Origin of the sequence: Shewanella spartinae (assembly GCF_019457555.1) — a bacterium.
GTDB classification, from domain to species: domain Bacteria; phylum Pseudomonadota; class Gammaproteobacteria; order Enterobacterales; family Shewanellaceae; genus Shewanella; species Shewanella loihica.
In genome coordinates, this window is the sequence record NZ_CP080418.1 from 2,049,889 (window position 1) to 2,067,797 (window position 17,909).

General features: G+C 55.1%; 14 protein-coding genes. 7 read left to right on the plus strand and 7 right to left on the minus strand.

The window, feature by feature from the left end:
- Window positions 1–185: 185 nt before the first annotated feature.
- From K0I31_RS09215 to pdsR, 3 genes are all read right to left on the minus strand, one after another.
- Window positions 186–1,373: a cystathionine beta-lyase gene (locus tag K0I31_RS09215; protein WP_220080614.1), complete on the minus strand. Its 1,188-nt coding sequence runs from the start codon at window positions 1,371–1,373 to the stop codon at window positions 186–188.
- 103 nt (window positions 1,374–1,476) lie between these two features.
- Entirely contained in the window at window positions 1,477–3,648 is a 2,172-nt protein-coding gene (gene pdsS, locus K0I31_RS09220) for a proteobacterial dedicated sortase system histidine kinase (protein WP_220080615.1), read from the minus strand.
- Between the two features lie 2 nt (window positions 3,649–3,650).
- The gene (gene pdsR, locus K0I31_RS09225; RefSeq protein ID WP_011865589.1) at window positions 3,651–4,343 is read right to left on the minus strand and encodes a proteobacterial dedicated sortase system response regulator; all 693 of its coding nucleotides are present in this window, start codon (window positions 4,341–4,343) and stop codon (window positions 3,651–3,653) included.
- 219 nt (window positions 4,344–4,562) lie between these two features.
- Here pdsR and pdsO point away from each other — a divergent pair, with 219 nt between their 5' ends.
- The 3 genes from pdsO to K0I31_RS09240 are packed head-to-tail and all read left to right on the plus strand — an operon-like array spanning window position 4,563 to window position 8,482.
- Complete coding sequence (gene pdsO / locus K0I31_RS09230; protein ID WP_220080616.1) at window positions 4,563–5,318, plus strand: sortase-associated OmpA-like protein PdsO; 756 nt, start codon at window positions 4,563–4,565, stop codon at window positions 5,316–5,318.
- Between the two features lie 39 nt (window positions 5,319–5,357).
- Window positions 5,358–7,694, plus strand: coding sequence for a marine proteobacterial sortase target protein (locus K0I31_RS09235; protein ID WP_220080617.1), 2,337 nt, complete (start codon window positions 5,358–5,360; stop codon window positions 7,692–7,694).
- Window positions 7,694–8,482: a class GN sortase gene (locus tag K0I31_RS09240; protein ID WP_258406616.1), complete on the plus strand. Its 789-nt coding sequence runs from the start codon at window positions 7,694–7,696 to the stop codon at window positions 8,480–8,482. The genes K0I31_RS09235 and K0I31_RS09240 overlap by 1 nt, the downstream gene beginning before the upstream one ends.
- A 65-nt stretch (window positions 8,483–8,547) precedes the next feature.
- Here K0I31_RS09240 and K0I31_RS09245 read toward each other — a convergent pair whose 3' ends face one another.
- The 4 genes from K0I31_RS09245 to K0I31_RS09260 all read right to left on the minus strand — a co-directional run bounded on the left by K0I31_RS09245 (window position 8,548) and on the right by K0I31_RS09260 (window position 13,586).
- Complete coding sequence (locus tag K0I31_RS09245; RefSeq protein WP_011865593.1) at window positions 8,548–9,567, minus strand: GGDEF domain-containing protein; 1,020 nt, start codon at window positions 9,565–9,567, stop codon at window positions 8,548–8,550.
- Between the two features lie 156 nt (window positions 9,568–9,723).
- Window positions 9,724–12,348 carry a PqiB family protein gene (locus K0I31_RS09250; protein WP_220080618.1) on the minus strand — a complete coding sequence of 875 codons (2,625 nt, stop codon included), beginning with the start codon at window positions 12,346–12,348 and terminating at the stop codon, window positions 9,724–9,726.
- Window positions 12,335–12,967, minus strand: a complete 633-nt coding sequence (locus tag K0I31_RS09255) for a paraquat-inducible protein A (protein ID WP_011865595.1) — start codon at window positions 12,965–12,967, stop codon at window positions 12,335–12,337. The genes K0I31_RS09250 and K0I31_RS09255 overlap by 14 nt, the downstream gene beginning before the upstream one ends.
- Window positions 12,960–13,586 (minus strand): paraquat-inducible protein A, encoded by a 627-nt coding sequence (locus K0I31_RS09260; RefSeq protein ID WP_041406612.1) that lies wholly within the window; start codon window positions 13,584–13,586, stop codon window positions 12,960–12,962. The genes K0I31_RS09255 and K0I31_RS09260 overlap by 8 nt, the downstream gene beginning before the upstream one ends.
- 509 nt (window positions 13,587–14,095) lie before the next feature.
- On the opposite strand from K0I31_RS09260, the gene K0I31_RS09265 reads away from it, so the two are divergent.
- From K0I31_RS09265 to prc, 4 genes are all read left to right on the plus strand, one after another.
- Complete coding sequence (locus K0I31_RS09265; RefSeq protein ID WP_220080619.1) at window positions 14,096–14,392, plus strand: YebG family protein; 297 nt, start codon at window positions 14,096–14,098, stop codon at window positions 14,390–14,392.
- A 17-nt stretch (window positions 14,393–14,409) separates the two neighbouring features.
- Window positions 14,410–14,868 (plus strand): GAF domain-containing protein, encoded by a 459-nt coding sequence (locus tag K0I31_RS09270; protein ID WP_220080620.1) that lies wholly within the window; start codon window positions 14,410–14,412, stop codon window positions 14,866–14,868.
- Between the two features lie 272 nt (window positions 14,869–15,140).
- Window positions 15,141–15,785, plus strand: coding sequence for an RNA chaperone ProQ (gene proQ / locus K0I31_RS09275; RefSeq protein WP_220080814.1), 645 nt, complete (start codon window positions 15,141–15,143; stop codon window positions 15,783–15,785).
- A 31-nt stretch (window positions 15,786–15,816) separates the two neighbouring features.
- Window positions 15,817–17,862, plus strand: a complete 2,046-nt coding sequence (prc, locus tag K0I31_RS09280; protein WP_220080621.1) for a carboxy terminal-processing peptidase — start codon at window positions 15,817–15,819, stop codon at window positions 17,860–17,862.
- Window positions 17,863–17,909 lie beyond the last annotated feature (47 nt).

Genomic DNA, 17,909 nt, shown 5'->3' on the forward strand with positions numbered 1-17,909 from the left:
AAAAGAGCGCCAGCGGCTAAAAAATGAGTGCCAGCGATTAAGCACTGATCGCAAGCAGCGCAAAACGGAGCGCCAGCGACTCACTAGCGAGAATCGGAAAAACCAGCAGGTAATCAAAACAAAGAAAACGCCGTCATCTGACAGCGTTTTTTATGGGGGATCCTCTGGCTAATTCAGGCGAGGCGCTAGTCGCTCTGGCCATCCAATACCGCGTTGTAGCGGGCAAAACCGGCCTCGAGATCTTTGATGAGATCCTCAGGATTTTCCAGGCCCACATGCAGGCGGATCAGCGGCTTGCTGCTGTCCCACTGGGTGGCGGTGCGCAGTTTGTCGATACCGAAGACGCCGAGGATCAGGCTCTCGTAGCCGCCCCAGGAGAAGCCCATCTTGAAGTGGTCCATGCCTTCGACGAAGGCGGTGATCGCCTTAATGTTGCCACGTTTGAGCACGAAGGAGAAGAGGCCGTTGGAGGCGCTGAAATCCCGCTTGAAGAACTCATGTCCTGGGCAGGAGTCAAAGGCGGGGTGGCGCAGATGATCCACCTCTGGGCGTGTGGCCAGCCAGTTGGCGACCTCTAGTCCATTCTTCTCATGCTGGGCCATGCGTACTCCCAGGGTGCGCAGGCCGCGGCTGGCGAGATAGATATCGTCCGCCGAGGTGCATTGGCCCATGAGGTAGCTGTTTTCTCTGAGCTGGTTCCAATGAGCCTGGTTGGCGGTGGCCGTTCCCAGCATCACATCCGAGTGACCGACGATATATTTGGTCGCCGCCTGAATCGAAATATCCACCCCCAGCTCGAAGGGGCGGCAGTTGATGGGTGAGGCCCAGGTGTTATCCAGCATGACCACCAGATTGTGGCGATGGGCGATGGCGCTCAGGGTCGGCACGTCCTGCACTTCTAGCGTGATGGAGCCCGGAGATTCGAGAAACAGCACCTTGGTATTGGGGCGGATAAGCGCCTCTATGCCATCACCTATGAGGGGATCATAGTAAGTGGTCTCTATGCCGAAGCCCTTGAGTAGCTTGTCGCACAGATCCCGAGTAGGTTCATAGGCGGTATCGACCATCAGCAGATGATCGCCCGCCTTGAGGAAGGAGAGCAGTGCGCCTGAGATGGCCGCCGAACCTGAAGGGTACAGGGCTGTGCCTACGCCGCCTTCGAGTTCGGCGATGGCCGCCTGGAAGGCAAAGTGGGTTGGGGTGCCGCGGCGACCATAGAACATCTCGCCGTTGGCGCGGTTCTTGGTGGCATGACGCATATCCTCTATGGTGTCGAACACCACGGTGGAGGCGCGAAACACCGGCGGGTTGATCACTCCCTTGCTCCACTTCTTGTCGCGGCCGACGCTGACTATCTTGGTCTCTCTTTTCATCCCATACTCTCGTGTTGGCAACTCAATGCAGCCATCTTAACATCTATACGGCTAAATGAAAGTGAGATTTATTGGAGTGCTTTTCCTTTTAGCGTGGAGGTTACTACGCCTCCAGCGGCAGACGGATATGGATAACCACGCCGGTGGCCTGGCCATCCTGCATCAGGTTCTCTGCGCGTATGCTGCCCTTGTGAAAATCGGTGATCAAACGGGCGATATAGAGCCCCAGACCCAGGTGAGGCTTGTCCTGCGCCTTCTGGGCGCGCACAGATACCATGGATTCGAAAATCTGCTCGCCCATGTTGGCGGGCAGCGAAGGCCCCAGGTTACTCACGCTCAGCAGCGCCTGACGGCCCTTTGCCTTGAGTGACACCTTAATCGGCATATCGCTCTGGCTGAACTCGATGGCGTTGGCGATCAGCTTGTCCATCAGCTGGGCGATATATTCGGGCACCCCGCGCATGGTCATGGGCTCCTTATCTATCTCAAGCTCAAATACCTGATTGGCATAGGTCATCTGATAGCCCTGCATACAACCTGAGATCACCTTGGAGAGGGGGAAGTTGTCCACCTCGGCGTCGGTCAGCGCCTCTTCGAGACGGGTGGCCTCGCTCATGTTGTTGAGGATCATATTAAGGCGGCTCACCCCTTCGTGGGCGCGGTCCACATACTTCTGATGTTGCGGCGGCAGATCCTGGCTGTTGAGGTGCTCGAGTGACGAGCGTACCACGGCAACCGGCGTGCGCAGCTCATGGCCTAGGCGCGACGACATGTTCTCCAGGTAGTGGGTATATTGGCTCAGCCGGCCGACTATGCTGGCAAAACTACGGCTGAGATCGCCTATCTCGTCGCGCACCTTAGAGCCGACAATTGCCTTTCTGATCCGGCCCTGGCTGTCGATCGCCTGCTCGGCATCGTCCCTCAGCTTACGGATGCGGCTGGAGATGCTGGAGGCGAAGAAGAAGAGCGCTAGTGTGCCCATGCTCATCACGGTCAGGATCACGTTAAACAGCTTCTCCAGCGCCTTGTTGCGCAGGGTGCGAATGCCGTGGGTAGTCTCCTCAGCGATCACTACGCCCATCACGGTTTCGTCGATCCAGATGGGGCTGGCGGCGGCCAGGATCACCGCCTTGCCATCTGGGCTGAGGCGCCAGGTGGAGCCAAACTGACCGGCCAGGGCCTTGCGGATATGGCTGCCCTCCAGCACGGTAGAGTCTTTCAGCGAGTCGACGAAATGCTTCGGCGGCGTAGTCAAAATGCGATAGTAGAGTGGGTGCAGGAACTGCTGCTTGAAGCGGCCCCAAAAGGTGTCCGGTGTCTGCTCGGTTGCCGTCTGCGCCCACACATTGGTGCTGCTGTAGATATCACCAGATTTTGCCAGTACCCGGCCGTGGCGATCCACCACCCAGATCCGCGAGCTGTTGTGGCTCATCCCCTTGATGATGCTCTCGATCTCAGGCGAAGGCACCAGTACCGTCCCCAGCTTGGTAACATCATCCGTGGCCGAGGTGCCGACGATCGCCTCGACGTTACGTTCCTTTCTGTCGTTAACATCGACGATGGCAAAGCCCAGCTTGCTGCCCACCATCTCAAGCGGCATCCTCAGCTCGATATTGTAGCCTTTCTCTGTCTTCAGCCATTTGCCCTGAATGCGCACCTCAGGGGTGACGGGCTGGGACTTGCGGGGATCGGCGGGCAGCTCGAAGGCGCTGATCCAGCCGTCGCGTATGGTGGCGACGATATAACGGCGGAACTGGCCGTCGGGCGCCAGGGTAGCGATGGCCAGATGATCGTTGTTGTCGATGCGCAGGCTGTTGGTGCCGCGGTAGATCACCTTAGGATCTGTCACCTCGAAATAGCCATAGAGGTAGCCGGCATACTTGCCCACCATATGGGTGAAACTGACGTTGAGTGGCTTGCCGTCATCGGCCTTAAACAGCTGGTGATCGGCGCCGTAGGTCACCGCGCGGTGGCGGTTAGAGGCCCATTCGCCCAGCTTGCCATCCAGATGGATAGGGCCGGTTAAGGGATAGGCGTAAAGATCCCGCCCCTTTTTTACTTGTGACAAGAAGCTCGCCTGCTTGTCGAATAGCTTGGGGCGTTCATGCAGGGCGGTGGCCAAGGCCTGGGTGGTGCCTTCAAGAGTCTTTTCCTGGCCGTGGCGCAGGTATTTCTCCATCTCCCACACATATTGATAGCCAAGCCAAGGCAGGCAGAGCAGGAACAGGGAGAGTACGGCGACCTTAGTGCGCAGGCCGATGGGCAGATTAAACATGCTTAGTCTTGGGTATCCCAGCGGTAGCCCATGCCGTAGACGGTATCGATGCAATCGAATTCTGGGTCTTGACTGATAAATTTCTTACGGATCCGCTTCACGTGGGAGGTGATGGTGCTGTCATCCACATAGATCTTGGCGTCCTGCATCAGCGCCTGACGGCTACGCACATGGCCTGGGCGTTTGGCCAGGGCGTGCACCATCCAAAATTCGGTCACCGTCAGCTCAATAGGCTGCTGTTTCCAGTAGACCTGGATGCGGTTGACATCTATGGTCAGGTTGCCGTGCTCTATCATGCCATCTTGTGGGTTAGCACCATTTTGGATGTCCGAGCGCCTAAATAGCGCCGCGAGGCGAGCGATTAGATGGGGGAAGCTGACATCTTTGCTCAGATAGTCGTCGGCGCCCAGTCTCAGGCCGCAGACGGTGTCGAAGTCACTGTCTCTGGCGGTCAGAAAGATGATAGGCAGGGTGTTCGACATGGCTCTGAGTGACTGGCACAGGGTAAAGCCACCATCTATCTCATCTTCTAGGCCTATGTCGATGATTGCTAAGTCAGGCAGACGTGTGTTGAAGGCCTCCATGGCGCTGGGGCGGTTGGCGTACGCCTGCACAAAGTAGCCTTGCTGCTGCAGCACCTCTTTGTAGTTTTCGCGGATAGCCGCCTCATCTTCCACTATTGCAATACGCTTCATGATCCATCCATTACAGCTTAGGGTTTCTGGAGTGTGACTATACAGCAAAATACCCGGGAGAAAAGTGGCCCGGGGTAAAAGCCATTTTCTTGCCACATTTGGTCTGCGCATCGTCATTTTTGCACCCCGGACTTGCCATTTCACTCAGGTTTAATGACCTCATCGACAGGAACCACAGGGTTCTTATTTACCAATCCATGTCAACTTGAGGATTTTCCCATGAAGAAGCAGATCATTGCCGCATTTATCAGTGTTTCGTTATTTGGCAGCTCAATGGCTTTCGCTGCCCCCGCAACTCAAGCGACTCAAAGTACAAACAATAGCTCGGCCGATGAAGAGGCGCTTATCGGTGTGGGCTCTGGCATAGTGCTGGGTGCCGTGGTTGCCGGCCCTGTGGGCGCGATTATCGGCGCCTTCACCGGCGGCATGATAGGCCAGACGGTGGCCAACGACAGCGAGATCAAACAGCAGCAGGCCACGTTAGCCGAGCAGGAGAGCCGCATGATGGCGCTCAAGCAGCAAAATGAGGCGCTGCTGACGGTGCAGCAGGAGTATCAAGAGGCCAAGGTGGAACTGGCACAGCTTAGACAGCATCAGGGCACCCGTTTGGAAGAGCTGGCCCTGGGGCTCAACGTCCAGTTTAAGACGGGCTCATCGACCGTCGAGCCGCACTTTCAGAGTCAGCTCAACGAGGTGGCCGATGCCATGGCGATCTCGCCGCAGCTTAAGTTAGATCTCACCGGTTACGCCGATCGCCGCGGCGACAGCAGCTACAACCAGGCCCTGTCAGAGCAGCGCGTGGCCGAGGTGAGAAGCTACCTGGTATCCAGAGGCGTAGATGAGGCCCGTCTGGATGCCAAGGCCTATGGCGCCAGCGCGCCGGTGAAGGATGAACAGAGCTTCGAAAATGACTTCTTCGATCGCCGCGTCACCATCAAGTTGCTGCCTGGCGATACCGCCCTGGCATCTAACTAGATCCCGCACCATGAAGCAACGCGTAAAAGGAGAAGTAAGATGTTGCCACGCCCGCGTCTCAGGATGAACCAGACCGACCTTTGCCCCCCGAGGGGGGCGCTTTTTTCTCGCCAGCGTCTGGTGATCGCCGCCTTGGTGTTCAGCGTCAGCGCGATTGGCTCGACGACGCCGGCCTTCGGGCGCATGGGTCAACCGGCCGGTGTCAATGTGACGGCTGCCAAATATGGTGAGCAACTGCACCATTTCGATCTGCCCGCCGCCGATGAGCCCATTTTAGGCCAGGGTATGCTCGAGTATCGCTTAGATGGCGTTCAGCTAACGAGCAAGTTGCCCGCTACGGCGCTTGCCGTGGATACCCAGGTGCAGATGAATATCTCAGGTTGGATCAACCGGGTGTCGGTAAAGCAGGTGTTTGTGAATGACAGCGAGCATTGGCTCAATGGTCGCTATCAATTTCCGCTGCCTCACGATGCCGCGGTCGACAGCCTCAAGCTGCATATCGGTCAGCGAGTGATAATCGGTGAGATCCAGCCCAAGGCAGTGGCGAGGCAAACCTTCGAACAGGCCAAGGCCAGCGGCAAGAAGGCCAGCCTGGTGAGTCAGCAAAGACCCAACATCTTCACCTCAGAGGTGGCGAATCTGGGCCCGGGCGAGGCACTGGTGGTGGAGATCGCCTATCAGCAGCAGGTGCGTTATCAAGATGGCGAGTTCAGTCTGCGTTTTCCTACGGCAATCACCCCGAGATACTTTCCCAAGGGGCAGGCTCCAGACTTAGAACAAGCGTCAGTTAACGATATACAAGGACTTAACGCCCTGAATGAGGGCGCACAGAGCGATGAGCACAAGCTCTATCTGGATGTGGTACTGGACGCCGGTATGGCCATCAGCCGACTGGAGACCCCCTATCATCAGATGCGTCAGACCCAGCTTGGCGGCACTAAGATAGGGCTCAATCTCACGGCCAACCTGCGACCCGATCGCGACTTTCTGCTTAAGTGGCGGCCGTTGCTCGCCGAGCAGCCAAGCGCCGTGATGTTTGCGCAATTAGGCAAGACTCATGAATTCAAGAACCATGAATTCAAGAATGAAGAATCTCTTGCATCTTCACAGGCTCGCAATGATCAGGTGGTGATCGAAGCGAAAGCGAATCAAGCGGCCGAGGTGCAAGCGAGTGATAAAGAGGCGAAGGACAGCTATGCCTTGGTGATGCTGATGCCGCCCCAGGATAAGGCGAGGGTGCGCCTGCCAAGAGAGCTGACCCTGGTGATCGACACCTCTGGCTCAATGACGGGGGACTCTATCGCCCAGGCCAAGTCGGCCATCTTAAACGCCTTAGCCGGTCTTGGCAGCCAGGATACCTTCAATGTGATCGCATTTGACAGCAGCGTGCGCAGCCTGTCTCCGGTAGCCTTGTCAGCAACCGCGGCCAACCTGGGCAAGGCTAATCTGTTCGTGCAGAGCCTGGAGGCCGATGGCGGCACCGAGATGGCCCCGGCGCTGCTGCGGGCCTTGAGTCAGCCAGAATCAGGCGTGTCGCCCATCTCTTCGGCCGTAAAACCCGAGCGTTTGAAGCAGGTGGTATTTATCACAGATGGCGCCGTGGGCAACGAGGCCTCTCTGTTTGCGCTGATCGCCGCCAATATCGGCCGCCAGCGGCTGTTTACCGTGGGCATAGGCGCGGCGCCTAATGGCTACTTTATGGAGCGCGCGGCCAGGGCGGGGCGGGGCACTTACACCTATGTGGGCAAGATAAGCGAGGTGGATGCCAAGATAGGTGAGCTACTTGAGAAGATTGAATCCCCGCAGATCAGCGATGTGACCCTGACGCTGGACGATGGCTCTATCCCCGACTACTGGCCGGTGCAGATAGGCGACCTTTACGCCCATGAGCCCATCATGGTGGCACTGCGACTCACGCCCGCCCAGAGATCGCGCAGCGATGCCCTGATCATCTCGGGTGATCTCGATGGCAAGAACTGGCAGCGCCGTCTGGCGTTGACGGGGGGCGATAAGCCCAGGGGGATAGATCTTATCTGGGCGCGCAATCAGATAGCCAGCCTGCAGCTGAGTAAAAACGCCAAGAATCAGGCGGCGATAAAAGAGAGCGTGACCCGGTTGGCGATGGATTACCACCTGGTCAGCCCTTACACCAGCCTGGTGGCTGTGGATAGGACGCCATCACGCCCCGAGGCTATGGATGCCATGGAACTGTTTAAACCGGCTCCTATGCCGATGCAAAATCAGTGGCCGCAGACCGCCACCGAGAGTCGTCTCTACTTGGCACTGGGCGCCATGATGCTACTGCTGATCGGCGCCTATTGGGTGAGTTATCTGCCATGTCTGCGCGGGCTTTGGCGCAGACGCTTGGAGGCCTGATGATGAATCGTCGCAGACGCCTGGGACTCAGGCATGTTTTGCTTCTAACCGCCTTGATGGCGGCAATGACACTGATCTTTAAAGGAGGCTATATGCAAGCCAAGGCACATTTTGCCCAGTTCCTGATCGAGCGGGCATGGGACAGAACCTTAGCGGATCGTAAAGCCCATAAGCCCTGGAGCTGGGCCGATACCTATCCGATCGCCAAGCTGCACTTTGAGGACGAAAAGGGGCGGCGCCGCGGCGCGCCGCTGTATGTGCTGGCGGGCGCCTCCGGGCGCAATCTGGCCTTCGGACCCGCCGCCATCCTGGCGGATAATCAGATCAATCATTGGGGTAACACGGTTATCGCCGGTCACAGGGATACCCATTTCGCCAGGCTCGAGGGGATCTATCCGGGTCAGGTGATCACCCTGCAGGATGCCTCGGCCGAGACCATAAGTTATCGGGTGCTGGGGACTAAGGTGGTGGATGAGCAAGATACGGCGCTGCTGGCCCAAGAAGATACACTGCGTCTGACCTTAGTTACCTGTTATCCCTTCGACAGCCTGGGCGGCCAGAGTCGTCAGCGCTTCGTGGTGATCGCCGAGCCCATGCTTAGTGAAGGGGAGGGAGAGAATGGGGGTGAGGAGGCAGTAGCGACGCGTCTGCCCGCATCGCCCGATACGCCGACTATCTCTGAGGAAACTGAGTTATCTAATGTGCCTCAGTCGCCTCAGGGATATCAGTCGCCTCAGGGATATCAGTCACCTCAGTTACGTCAGCAATCGGGGCGACTCCAATCCTAGCGACTAGCGTTCACAGTTTGGCCTTTAGCGCTCACAATTAGCGATTAGTGCTCATAAAAAAGGGATCAGAGCGGCATCACCCGATTTCGGCCTAGGCGTTTGGCATCGTAGAGAAAGCCATCTGTGCGCTCGATGAGCGACTCGAAGGTGTCTTTCGCCTGCCACTCACTCACCCCAAACGAGGCGCTAATCTTATCGATCGTCTGATTCTTGCGTCTGTCCTTGAGGGAGATCTTCTCAAGTGTGCGACGCATGGCGTCGGCCAGATGGCGCGCCTTGCGCTGATGGCTGTTTGGCACGATTAAGGCAAACTCTTCGCCGCCATAGCGATAGAGCTTAACCCCGTCGCGGCAAGACTCGTTGAGGCGCTTGGCCACCGCCTTTAACACATTGTCGCCCAGATGGTGGCCATAGGTGTCGTTAAAACTCTTGAAATGATCCACATCGGCCAAGATCAGGCAGGTACCTTCTGGAGATTGAGCGAGCAGGCCCTTGAGATCTTGGTCGAAGGCGCGGCGGTTGAGGGCACCTGTGAGCGCGTCATGATAGACGTCTTGCTCGGAGCGTTTCAGCGCTTCTCTCAGCGCGGCGATCTCTTCCTGGGCCTTGTCGAGTCGACCGGTAAAATATTCGGTACTTTGACGAATATCGTCTGACTCCTTCACCAGATCCCGCACCAGCCCCAATACCTTCTCCAGGCTCAGGCCCTCCTCCTCGATGCGATTGAGGCGGTTGAAGTTGCTGTCCACACGCTGTTGAAAGACGGTGGCGTCCTGGTTGGTATCCTTGATCGATTGCGACAGCTCTATGGTCATGGCCTCCAGGTTTTGGCGCATGTTGAGCACATTGACCTCGCTGGGATCGGCAATATGTTCGCGGTAGAGCAGCTCGGCGGTGACCGGCGGACAGGTGTTGTACTCATTGACTATCCTGTCCATCTTGGTGATGAGTTCTGGATTTTGCTGACCTACGTAGGCGTACCAGAGGGCATAGTTGGTGGGTGTCGTCGGGATCTGATGCTTTAACATCAAGGGGACGGCTCTCTTGAGATTGATTGCGGCTTCGCGCAGCAAATCTTTGCTCATATCGACTCCAGAAAAACGTGGTCTCGTTTGCGCCAAGTAGATCAAGGGGCGCTAAGTGGTGCAATGTCTTGCGGTTGGCAGATGACGCCCCTTAAGCGGTCGCTAATTAAAGCATAGCCACCAAAGTGACGCCCTGCCTTTCTATACTAGAGAGCCTTAATTAAGACTTTGTTGATTTGGCGCCCATTTTAGCCAATTAGGATCCAGTTTGCTCTGCAGATTAAAGACCTGATCCTGGCCGATACGGTTATTGGCTGTGGTGGGGGATTGAGTCGCCACGCCTATGCCGCCGGCGATAATGGTCTCAAGTGAGCCGGTTTCTATCTGCGCGCCGGAGAAGAGGCCGAGATCGACCTTGATGCCGGAGAGATCCCAGAACTGACTGCTCTGGTTGACCAGGTGGCTATAGCTCTTGGCAATCTGCGCCGTCATCTCTACCTGAGTGCCCGTGGTCGAGAGTTGCACCTGTTTGACTTCACCAATCTTAATGCCGCGGAAGATGATAGGCGTGCCTATCTTGACCGAGCCCAGGTTGTCATCCACCAGGGTGAAGGTGAGGGCATCTTGTTTAAGCAGGGTAGGCGATTCGACGCTGCCCATAAAGTCATGCACCTGATTGCCACTCTGGCCTGGTAGCACAGACACATAGGGGCCAGTGATCAGGGTTTCGGCGGCGGTGACGCCGGAAAGCGAGATGTTGGCATCGACGATAAAATATTGGGCGTCGTCGGCCAGGAAAGGCGCGGCGTAGTCGCCATAGAGGTAGGCATCCACGCTGACGCTGCGTAAGTCCTGTGACAGCTTGACCCGCTCCACTTCACCGATCTGGTGGCCCTGATAGCGGATCGGCGCATGGCTGCTCAGGCGGGTGCTGGCATCGAACACTATGCTGATGGGAGTTGCCTTGGCGCGGGCCAAAGTCTCTGAGCCATAGAGATGGCTCTGATTGCCGATATCGTCTTGTTCCAGCAGTCCAAGGGAGACGCTACCCTTTAATGCGCCTTCCAGCGGCGCCACGTCTACCTTGACGCCGTTGAGGCTGGCATCGACGCTTAGCGCGCCGTTACGCCAGAAGATGGTGCTTGGCTTAACCAGAGAGGCGAACTGCTTGTCGATACCCAGCTCGATGGCAAAGTCTTCGCTGCTGGTGCGCCAGTTGACTCCCTGCACCTCACCAATCTGCATCTTCTTGTAGTAGATGGGGGAGTGGGCGGCGAGCCCTGCACCATCTGGGCTGCCCAGCACTATCTTGAGACGATTCTGCTTGGCGAGATAGCCTTCGGCCTGCTTGGTGTTGGCAAACAGCGGCAGCAATTGGCTAGGATTAGCGGTCTTCTTGCTGCGGCCTTGCACCAGGCTGATGGCGCCCTTGGTGAGCGTGGTCAGATCCCTTGTGTTTACGCTCACGCCGTCAAGCGACGCATCGATGGCCAGGGCCGATTCGGCAACGAAGTGGCTCCCCTGATGGATAAGCTTGGCAAACTCTGGCCAGATCTGGACGCGGTAGGCAAGACCCGAATAGTCAGGCTTAAACTCAACGCTATCTACCTGACCTATGGGCAGCTGCTTAAAGCGCACCTCGGCGCCGGCGCTGATCCCCGGGTTCTCCTCGGCGCTAAGGCTGAGCATGAGCGGTGATTGCGAGTGTTGCGGTGCCTTGGCCAGCAACGGATAGCTGGTCTGGTGCTCGCCGCTGCCCGGTAGGAAGGCTACCACATTGCCAGTCACCAGGCGGCTGGCATGCTTGATGCCGCTGAGTGAAAGATCCGCGCCCTCGAGCCAGAATTGGCTGTCTGTGCCTAACAGCTCGGCGTATTGGGTGGCGATGCTGGCATCAAAGCTGACGCCCGTTTCTGTTAGATGAGTCTGGGTGATCTGCCCGATACTGATGCCGCGATAGACGATGTCGGCGCCTGTGCTCAGGCTATCGGCATCGTTGGCCGTGAGGCTAAAGGTGATGCCGCCCAGGGCATGTTCGTTATCTTCGAAGATGGTGAAGGTCTGATTGACGCTAGCCTGTTCGCTGCTGCCCTGGGATGAGAAGCTGACGCCGCCGGCGAGGATAGCCGACAGGCTCTCTGTCTTGACCTTGATGCCTGAGAGCGAGGCGTCCAGCGCCAGGCCCGAGACGTTCCAGAAGCGTGAGTCTTGCTTCACCAGATGGGCATATTTCTTCTCTATATAGGCATTGAAGAGGATGCTGTCGTCGTTCACCAGGCGGTAGCTGACTATTTTGCCAACAGGGATCTGACGGTAAAACACCTGGGAGCCCACATCTAAGGAGCCGAGGGATGCGCTGGTGAGTTCTATCATCAAGCCGTCTGAGCCCGGCGCCACAGGCGGGGCCTGATCTTCGGCGGTAAATTCGTTCTTGTAATCCCCCTCGCCTGGCTGGATGGCGATATAGTTGCCCGAGAAGAGGGCGTCCAGCCCCTCGACGCCGGTGATCGAGGCCTTAGGGGTCACCAGCCAAAACTTGGTTTCATCGCGCAGGAAAGGCGTCGAGCGGTAGTCCATCAGTAGATCTACGTATACGCCCTGAAGCTGGTCGTCGATACTGATATCAACCACCTTACCCACGGTGAGGCCCTGGTATCTGACCAGCGTCTTACCCACGTCTATCCCCGTGGCACTTGGGAAATGAATGCGTACCTCGACGCCGGATTCGCGAATACTCTTGATGCCCAGCCAGGCACCGAGTGCCAGGGCGATCAGTGGAAGTAGCCAGATGGGAGAGAAGAGTTTTTTCTTAACGACTTTTGGTGTTTCAATTTGTGTCATCTTTCGATTCCAATCGGTCCCAGAGTAAACGCGTGTCTAATACTTTTGCCGCCAGCTGTGTCAGCAGGATCACCAAGGCGAAGGCGGTGGCTGCTGGCGCGGGTTTGGCATCCCAAATCTGCCCCATGTTTATGAGCGCCGCGGTAATGGAGATCACAAACAGATCCAGCATGGACCAGCGGCCTATCCATTCGATGATATGAAAGCCGGCCATGAGTGTCTTTTTCGAGATCGGCAGGCGATAGCTGATCGCCGTCAGATAGAGCGCCAGCCCAAAAATCTTCAACATGGGCACTAAGATACTGGCGGTAAACAGAATAATGGCAATAGGTAATAGGTCTAGGTGCACCAGATGGTTGATGCCGCTGAAGATGGTGTCCTGGCGAACCTGCCCTTGACTGGTCATGATAGTGATGGGGTAGAGGTTTGCCGGAAACAGCAAGATGGCGGCGGTGATCAGTAGCGCCCAGCTCTTCTGTACGCTGGTGCGATCCCGGCTCTGCACCGCTTGTCCGCAGCGCGGGCAGTTACCCTGCTCGAGATGGCACAGAAACTTGCAGGTAGGGCAGTTGGTCAGCCCCAATGATTCGCCTTGAGGAGGCTTGCTGAGCTTACTCATCCAGTACGCCCCACATATGTTCTATGTCATATTCACGCTGCATGAAGATCACCATGATAAACAGCATGGTGAAACAGAAGGTGCCGATGCCAAAGTAGAGGTCGGTGTAATCGGAGAGCTGAAATACCGAGACGAAGATGCTGATCATATAGATCTCCAGCATGGAGAGCTGGGCCAATAAGCTGTGCTGTTTCAGTAGCTTCTTATAGATGTTGCGAAAGAAGGGCACCTTGAGTCGGTATTTGACGATCAGCACCTGAGTCAGAATCGACAGAATAAGTAGGCCGGGAGCGATCACCGCCGCCACTAATACGGCGATGCCCACTACCCAATAGCCCTGGGAGGCAACGGCCATGGCGCCGCCGGCTATGGTGGTGGTGCGAATACTGCCCAGAAAGTGCATCTCAAGCACTGGGAAAAAGTTAGCGGGAAAATAGAGCACCAGCGCCGTGATACACAGGGCCAACATGCCGTTGAGCGAGCAGTAAGGGGTATCATAGAGGTTGGTGTGGCAGCGAGGGCAGAGGGCCCGCACACCCGTTGGCAAAGCGCGCTTTCTCACGACCAGATCGCAAGCACGGCAGAGAACGATACTCTTATCTAACACCTCTGTTTTCATATCTGTTCTGGGGCGCTTCCTGTCATCTAAGGTCATAGCAAGAGTGCAAATTTCTTGATATAGACCAGTAATCTATTGCCTATAAGATATTACTATAGTCAATCTATTGAAATACCTAGGGCCTGTTGATCTTTGCTGTTTGTTTTTGCAGCAATTTGTAGGTGGTTTATACAAGGCAGAGCCTGTGTTGTGTAGTATTCTACACCAACGGGCGATAACGCAGTAGAAATGGCCTACAAAAGCTGCCCAACGGGTTCATCTAAACGCGCGCTGCACTTTGTTGCTCGCCATTCACATAGAGTAACTATGCTTCATGACTCTCGCCTCGCGCAAAACGCGTTTAGATTGAACAAAAATTAAACTTGAAAGATCAACAGGCCCTAATAAGGTGGCTCCCAAATCCGGAGCCAATAGTTGCGCAGATTCTAACAGATAAAGTTTGAGACTTGCATAAGAAGTTGTATTTATGAGATTCTACAACTGTATATAAAAACAGTGTGAGGGCGGATATGGCAGTTATAACGAAATTTGTCGTAGTCAGAGAAGGGGTGGAGAAGATGACATTCACATCTAAGAAGGAGGCGGATGCCTACGATAAGATGCTCGATATCGCGGATAATCTTCTTCCTTTTATCGAGCAAGTTGATTTAGGCTTAGATGAAAATGCATTGGAACAACTCTGTTTCTACATGGCAGAACATAAAGATCAGCTCATGGGACTCTTAAAAGGTGGCGCTGTGACTAAGGCGACACCGGCTAAGAAACCTGCCAAGAAAGCAGAATTAAAAGCTGAAACGAAAACATAAATTGTTAGGAAATTTGTATGAGTACACCTTGTTATACGACGCTTACCCGTCAAGTTGAAGCCCTGTTTAGCGGCGAAGATAATCTCGTTACGGCGATGGCGAACTTCTCGGCGCTGCTCAACGAGCATCTGGATGATATTAACTGGGTTGGCTTTTATGTGCTGCAAGGTGAACAACTGGTCCTGGGTCCCTTCCAAGGGAAAGTGGCCTGTACCCGTATCCCAATGGGGAAAGGGGTTTGCGGCACCGCGGCCCTAAGTAACACCACCCAGCGCATCGCCGATGTCCATGCCTTCGACGGCCATATCGCCTGTGATGCCGCCAGCAACTCGGAAATTGTTATCCCGCTGCGCCGCGACGGCCAGGTGATCGGCGTGCTCGATATCGATAGCCCTTCATTCTCTCGTTTCGACGAGGCGGATCAATTGGGGCTAGAGTCCTGCGTAAAAAGTCTGGAAAAGGCTTTATTTGCTTAAACTACAACCAATTTTGCACAATTGATGGTCGCTTTCGTCTGGCGCGCCCTTATAATAGGCCGCTTGATGAATTCAAAAACACGCCGTGACATTTTTCATTAGTTGAAATGAATACATGGCGTTTATTGACTGTAATTGATAAGGTATGTTGGATTGTGTGGTCGCCGCCCAGGGGCAAATAAGCGACCCGATGTCTAACCAATATGAACGACACGCCAGTGCCGACGTTAACCCGGCGAGGTGGTAGTCCCTTTTAAACTGTGGAAGTAATGATGGAATCAACAGAAAAGTTGACCGACACCAACGCAATTCTTGCGTATTTATATGAAACATTTCCTTTATGCTTTATCGCTGAAGGTGAAACTAAGCCTCTAAAAATAGGATTGTTTCAAGACTTGGCTGAAAGGTTAGCTGATGATTCTAAAGTCAGTAAAACGCAATTAAGAATCGCCTTACGCCGTTACACCAGTAGCTGGCGTTACCTGAAAGGGGTTAAGGCTGGGGCACAGCGTGTCGATCTCGACGGCAACGAGTGTGGCGAGCTGGAGCAAGAGCATATCGACCATGCACAGGCTACACTGAAGGAGAGCCAAGAGAAGGCTAAGGCAAAGCGTGCGGCGAAAGCGGCAGCAGAGAAGACAGACAAGTCTGGTCCTAAGCCTGAGAAGAAAGCCTTCAAGAAGCCACTGCCTAAGCGTAGTAGCAAACCAGCGCCTAAAGCGGCTAAGCCACAGGTTGAGGCAAAGGATTTAAGCCCGGCAACACTGACTGAGTTGAAACCAAATCAACGCGTGAGTGTCAAACTAGGTAAATCGCCTGTTGCAGGTGTTGTCCTGGACATCAAGAAAGAAGATGTTCAAGTGCAGTTAGATTCAGGATTAACGGTAAAAGTACCTGTAGAGCATATCCTGTTATAACTGTTCATCGTTTAAAAGGAGTAACTTGTTGATGCGAAAACTCACTCTGGCAGCATCCATTGCCAGCATCTTTGTAGGATTCTCGGCATGGGCACTGACGCCCAGTATTCCATCTAGCGAGTTGCCCTCTCTAACGCAAGAGCCGCAACATAAAGTAGCGAGTAAGCGAGTGACGGGTCTGTTCACTCGCGCTCATTATCATAGATTCGATCTGGACGACGCCTTCTCAGAGCAGGTGTTCGACCGCTATCTTAAGCAGCTCGATTATCGCCGCAATGTTTTGCTTCAGAGTGATATCGACAGTTTCAAGCCCTATGCAACTCAATTCGACGACATGTTGAAGAGCGGCGATCTAACTGCCGCCTACAAGATGTTCGATCTGGTGCAGCAGCGCCGCTATGACCGTTTTGCCTACGCCTTATCCCTGCTCGACAAGGAGATGGACTTTAACGTCCCAGGCGACAGCTATCAATACGATAGAGACGATGCGGCCTGGCCAAAAGATGAAGCCGAGCTCAACGAGCTGTGGCGTCAACGGGTCAAGTACGATGCGTTAAACCTCAAGCTGACCGGTAAGAACTGGGATGAAATTGTTAAGGTGCTCGATAAGCGCTACAACAATGCCATCAAGCGTTTGAGCCAGACCAAGAGTGAAGATGTCTTTCAGGGCGTGATGAACGCCTTCTCTCGCAGCGTAGAGCCTCACACCAGCTACCTTTCACCACGTAACGCCGAGCGTTTCCAGATGGAGATGAACCTGAGCCTCGAGGGCATAGGCGCCGTGTTGCAGATGGATGATGACTACACTGTGATCAAGAGCCTGGTTGCTGGCGGCCCTGCGGCCAACAGCGAAAAGCTGGCGCCGGAAGATCGCATCGTGGGGGTCGGCCAGGAAGGTAAAGAGATTGTCGATGTGATCGGCTGGCGACTAGATGACGTGGTCGAGCTGATCAAGGGGCCTAAGGGCAGTAAGGTTGTGCTGCAGATCCTGCCTAAGAAGGGCGGCTCTTCTGCCAAACCAATCGACGTGACCATAGTACGTGACAAGATCCGCCTAGAGGATCGCGCCGCGACTTCTGAGGTGATCGAGCCGGAAACCGGAGATTACGCCGGCCGCAAGGTTGGGGTGATTAAGATCCCTGGTTTCTACATGAACCTGTCTCAGGATGTCACCAAAGAGTTGGTGAAGCTCAAAGACGCCAAGGTTGAAGGTGTGGTTATCGACCTTAGAGGTAATGGTGGCGGCGCATTAACCGAAGCGACACTGCTTACCGGACTGTTTATCGAGCAGGGCCCGGTGGTACAGATCCGCGATGCTAACGGTAAGGTGTCGCAAAACCGCGACAATGACGGCCGTGTGACCTATTCTGGACCGCTCACCGTGATGGTGGATCGTTACAGTGCCTCGGCATCTGAGATCTTCGCCGCCGCACTGCAAGACTATGATCGCGCACTTATCGTGGGTGAGTCGACCTTTGGTAAGGGCACAGTGCAGCAGCATAAGAGCCTGGGCCGTATCTATGATATGTACGACAAGCCTATCGGCCATGTGCAATACACCATCGCCAAGTTCTACCGCATCAATGGCGGTAGCACCCAGCTTAAGGGCGTGACGCCGGACATTCCATTCCCAAGTGCCCTAGAGCCAGGTGAATACGGCGAAGCCGAGGAAGCCAACGCACTGCCTTGGGATAAGGTGCCAGTGGCTCAGTACGGTACGCTTGGGGATATCACTCCAGAGCTAGTGACTAATCTCGATTCGCGTCACCAGAAACGTATCAAGAAAGACGTTGAATTTGGCTATATCGATCAAGATATTGCCGAGTTCAAGAAGAGCCACAAAGAAACCAGCGTCTCTCTAGTTGAGAAAGAGCGTGTGGCCGAGCGTGAAGCCAACGATGAGAAGCAACTTGCGCGTCTCAACGAGCGCCGCGCAGTGGATGGACTCGAAGCACTTAAGTCTCTGGATGACGCCGAAGAAGATGTGAAGGCGCCGGATGCATTTCTCGACGAGACTGTCTATATCACACTGGATCTAGTGGATATGGAAAGAGTGGCTAAAAACCAGGCGAAATAATATTGAGCCAAATTTTTTAAAAACGCGCTATTGGCGCGTTTTTTTAT